The sequence below is a fragment of the Ramlibacter aquaticus genome (assembly GCF_015159745.1).
Classification (GTDB): Bacteria; Pseudomonadota; Gammaproteobacteria; order Burkholderiales; family Burkholderiaceae_C; genus Ramlibacter; species Ramlibacter aquaticus.
Window position 1 is genome coordinate 1 of the sequence record NZ_JADDOJ010000212.1, and the last position, 399, is coordinate 399.

The window sequence follows — 399 nt, forward strand, 5'->3', positions numbered from 1 at the left end:
GTGAATATCTAAAGAACCAGCTAGATCAGTTAGGGATCATGCATCAGTTTGTTCCAATTAAAGGAGAGACAAGGGATTCTATTGCTATCCTGCATAGTTCGAGACAAACAGAGCTTTTGGAACGAGGCCCCTTCATAACAAAGAAAGAACAACAGACATTTACCGATCATTTCGAGCAGCTCCTCGAACTATCAGATATTATGACGATCTCAGGTAGTTTACCCCAAGGATGCCCTCTTGATTACTATAAGCAATTGGTTGCTTTAGCTGATAAAAAAGGGAAAGACATATTACTAGATACTTCTGGTAAATTTTTGCTTGAAGTATTGGAAGGTAAGGAGAAGCCACTACTTATCAAGCCCAATCTGGAAGAATTAGGAGAACTGATTGGCCAACGTA

Annotated in this window: 1 protein-coding gene; it reads left to right on the plus strand. The window is 39.6% G+C overall.

Annotated elements, in window-relative coordinates:
- On the plus strand, positions 1 to 399 hold a 399-nt coding region (locus IM725_RS20165), incomplete at both ends, for a PfkB family carbohydrate kinase (protein WP_227753996.1).